The sequence below is a fragment of the Streptomyces phyllanthi genome (assembly GCF_009377205.1).
In the GTDB taxonomy this organism is placed as follows: domain Bacteria; phylum Actinomycetota; class Actinomycetes; order Streptomycetales; family Streptomycetaceae; genus Streptomyces; species Streptomyces phyllanthi.
Genome location: NZ_VJZE01000658.1, coordinates 1 through 3732, shown reverse-complemented (window position 1 = coordinate 3732; position 3732 = coordinate 1). Strand labels below are relative to the sequence as shown.

Genomic DNA, 3732 nt, shown 5'->3' with positions numbered 1-3732 from the left:
GGGTAGCCGTATCCCGTCTGCGGCGGGGCGTAGCCGCCCGTCGTCTGCGCGTAGCCGCCGGTGGTCTGCGCGTACTGCGCCGGGCCGGACGGGCCGAAGTGGCGTATGTCCGCGTACAGGTAGTACGCGACGGTCACCACCATGCCGATGAGCAGCAGCCACATCCCGCCGTTGCCGCGCCAGGTGGTGAACTCGTCCTCGCCGGGGTCGGCGGCGAGCAGCGTGATGACGAGCACGATGTGCACGATCCCGAGGACGAACAGCGCCCAGTCGAGCTTCTTGCGGGTCACGGAGGCGAGCCTCAGCAGGCTCGCCCAGGCGAAGACGCCGCAGCTCATGACGGCCAGCGCCACGAAGATCACACGCAGGGTGATCTGTGCGCCCTGCGAGGGGCGGTGAGGCGGTGGCGGCGCGTAGCCGGGGCCGTGCATGGCTGCTCCTGGTGGCCTGGTGAGGGCGGTCGTGCGATGTCGTACTTGAGCGTATAGGCCGAGGAGGACATGCCGTCCAGGGTTGTGGACAACCGTTGCCGCACCGTTCCACACGCTGACGGCGGAGGGGATCGGTCCGGTTCGCCCCGGGTCAGGGCCGGTCAGTCGGGTGCGACCGTGCCGTCGGTCAGGCCGTCGTACATGCCGCGTACGAGCTGTTCGCCGAGGCGGCCCGCGAGCCGGAGCGCGTTCTCGAACTCGGCCAGGGCGCGAAACCGTTCGCCGTAGCGGCGCTGCTGGTCGAGCGGGAGCCGGGGCAGTTGGAGGCGGCGTACGTCGAGCCGGGTCGCGGTGGAGGCGTAGCTGCTGGCCTGGCGGTTGTTGGCGGTGCCGCGCAGGAAGCCCGCGAGGAACCACGGGTCGAGTGCGGCCGGGTCGGGGCGCAGCAGCGTGAGGCTGCGCCCGAGGGCCGCACCGGCCGTCGCCTCGTCCACCACGCGCGCGACGGCACCTCCCCCGACGACGGGCACGACGACGTCTCCCTCCTCGACGAGCACGGGCGCCTCACCGGTCTCGGGCAGGGCCCCCGAGGGTGCCGTGCCGGTCAGGACGTCGTGGTCGGTGAGCACGCGCGCGTGGGGGCCGTTTCCGCCGGTACGCAGCAACAGGGCGCCCCCGCGCGCGAGTTCGCCGACCGTGGTCAGCGGCCAGCGGGCGGGCTGCGCCTCGTCGGGGGCGGGGGGCGTCAGATCGGCGGTCAGCCGAAGGGTGCGGCCGAGGTCTTCGCGCACCGCCGAGAGTTCCGCGACGCCGCCCGCGGTGCCCGGGGGCGGGAGATGGCGGGCGGGGGCCAGGTCCACGTCGTCGTCGAGGAGTTCGATGACGGGCACGGAACGGCTCAGGCCCGGCTGTTCCGGCACGGTGCCGTCGCGGTCGAAGGACCGCCAGGTCTCCAGGACGGCGGCGCGTACGTCCTCCCGGTCCAGCACGCCACGGCCGCTTCCCGGCTCCCGGGCGCCCCCCGTCTCACGGGCGCGCTCGACCGCCGGGACACCCCCGTCGACGAGGTGCCCGGCGTCGACGAGCAGCACCTCGGGCTGGGCGGGCGCCTTGTCGGGCCTGCGCAGCACCCACAGATGCAGCGGGAGGTTGTACGGGGGTGCCGCGCCCGCCGGCAGGGCGATCACCGCGCGCAGGGCGCCCCGGCGGAGCAGGTCGGCGCGGATACGGCGCCCGGATCGGCGGCCGGCCGCGGCGGGCGGCATCAGCAGGACGGCGGTGCCGCCGTCCCTGAGGCGGGCCAGCGCGTGCTGCACCCAGGCCAGTTCGGACTCGTTGCGGGCCGGGAAGCCGTACTCCCAGCGGGGGTCGTAGGAGAGCTCGTCGTGGCCCCAATTGCGCTCGTTGAACGGCGGGTGGCAGAGGACCGCGTCCGCCCTGAGCGTGCCGTACGTGTCCGCGCGCAGGCTGTCGGCGGCGGCCGTGCGGACGGTGGACCGGGTGTGCAGGGCCAGGCGGAGCGCGGTCAGCGTGGCGAGTTCGGGGGCACTGTCCTGGCCGGACAGCTCCTGGTCGGGGCGCGGTTCGACGGCGCGCAGCAGGGCTCCGGTGCCGCAGGCCGGGTCGTGCACCGTGGTGGCGGGGCCCACGAGGTCGGCCATCAGCCGGGCGAGGTCGCCCGGAGTCAGCGTGTACTGGCGCGGGTTGGCGTCGAGATACCGGGTGAGCAGGAACTCGAACGTCTGCCGCGCGCCCGTCTCGGCGGCGAGCTCGGCGGCGCCGCGCAGCAGCGGGACCGAGGGCCGGAGAGCGGCGGCCGTCGGGGCGGTCACAGCGGGCTCGCGGACCATGCCGAAGCGGGGTGTGAGCACCTGGTCGAGCGAGTTCGGGAGCAGCTCGGCGAGACGCTGGTCGGAGCCCGCGCTCACCTCCAGCCAGACCGGGTGGCGGTCGTGGACGAGCAGGAGGGCGCAGCCCGTGTGGACGAGGGCCGGGACGGGGCCCGCGGGGTGGCCGGCCAGCTGCTGCCAGACCCGCTCCCTGAGGGGCACCTCGGCGAGTTTGCCCTGCTTGCGAAGCCACGCCTCGACCTCGGCGAGCGCGAACGACGGACTGGTTTCGGTGCCGCCGACCGGCCTGGGGAAGTCGGCGTGACGGCGGCGCCAGTTACTGACGGCGGCGCGCCCGACTCCCGCGAGCCGCGCGATCCCCGCGGCGGTCACCTCTGTTCCGCTGCCCTGCACGCGCCCGGCTCCCCTCTGCCTGGTCCGTGGGCGCCACGTCGTCGTGTGCCGTGCCCCCTGTGTGTGCGCCGAGCATACCGGCACACGCAAGCCGACCGCTTCACGCGCGTGTACGCACCCATCCTCGTGAACCGTGTTGACTCGGTTCACAGTCTCTGCTCTCATTGACGCATCGAACAGCGCTCTGCTCACGCGGGGCGGTCACACTCTCTGGGGGGACTTTCATGCGTCGCACCGCACTTGCCGCTCTCTGCATCGCCGCGGCCGCCACCGTCACGCTCACCGGCTGCCTGCCCGGCACCGACAAGGCGGACAGCGAGTCGAAGGGACCGTTCGCCGGGCTGACCGGCGGCGAGATCGCCGACCGGGCCGTGGAGGCCACGAAGGGCGCGACCTCGCTCCGGCTCAAGGGCGAGGTGCCGGACGAGGAGAGCGGCGGCACCATCCGGATCGACATGGCGCTCAGTAAGAAGGGCGACTGCGCCGGGACGATGAGCATGAACGGCGGCAGGACCGAGCTCATCAAGACCGGCGACACCGTCTATCTGAAGTTCGACGAGGCGTTCCTGCGCGCGCAGTCCGAGGGGTCGTCCGAGGAGGAGACCGAGGCGGTCGTGGACATGCTGGCCGGCAAGTGGACCAAGACGGCCGCGACCGGCACGGACGCCAAGGACCTCGCGAGCTTCTGCGACCTCGACACCGTGCTCTCCGAGTTCGAGGACGTGAACTCGGACGCGGAGCGCGGAGCCACGACGACCGTCGACGGCACCCCGGCGATCGCGCTCCACGAACAGGACGGCAAGGACCGCGACACGGCCTACGTGGCCACCGAGGGCAAGCCGTACCTGCTCCGGGTCGTCAGCAAGTCCGCGAAGGACCCGGGGGACATCACCTTCACCGACTACGACAAGCCGGTACCGGCCGAGGCGCCCAAGGGGAAGGTGCTGGACCTGGACGCGATGGGGGGCTGACGGCGGGCTGTCCGGACCGGTGGGGCACCGCACAGCCGTGCCATGGAGTGGCCCGGAGCCCCCAAGGCCCCCAAGTCCCCCAAGGCC

3 protein-coding genes are annotated in these 3732 nt (G+C 73.2%); 1 reads left to right on the top strand and 2 read right to left on the bottom strand.

Features of this window, described 5'->3' with window-relative positions:
* Positions 1-431, bottom strand: a 431-nt coding sequence (locus tag FNH04_RS42920) for a hypothetical protein (RefSeq protein WP_152791660.1), incomplete at its 3' end; no start/stop codon positions are given.
* Positions 432-592: 161 nt separating this feature from the next.
* On the bottom strand, positions 593-2674 hold the full coding sequence (locus FNH04_RS42915) for an N-6 DNA methylase (RefSeq protein WP_322725504.1): 2082 nt from the start codon (positions 2672-2674) through the stop codon (positions 593-595).
* Between the two features lie 224 nt (positions 2675-2898).
* Between FNH04_RS42915 and FNH04_RS42910 the strand changes: the two genes are divergently transcribed.
* Positions 2899-3645, top strand: a complete 747-nt coding sequence (locus FNH04_RS42910) for a LolA-like protein (RefSeq protein ID WP_152791659.1) — start codon at positions 2899-2901, stop codon at positions 3643-3645.
* The last annotated feature ends 87 nt before the right edge of the window (positions 3646-3732 follow it).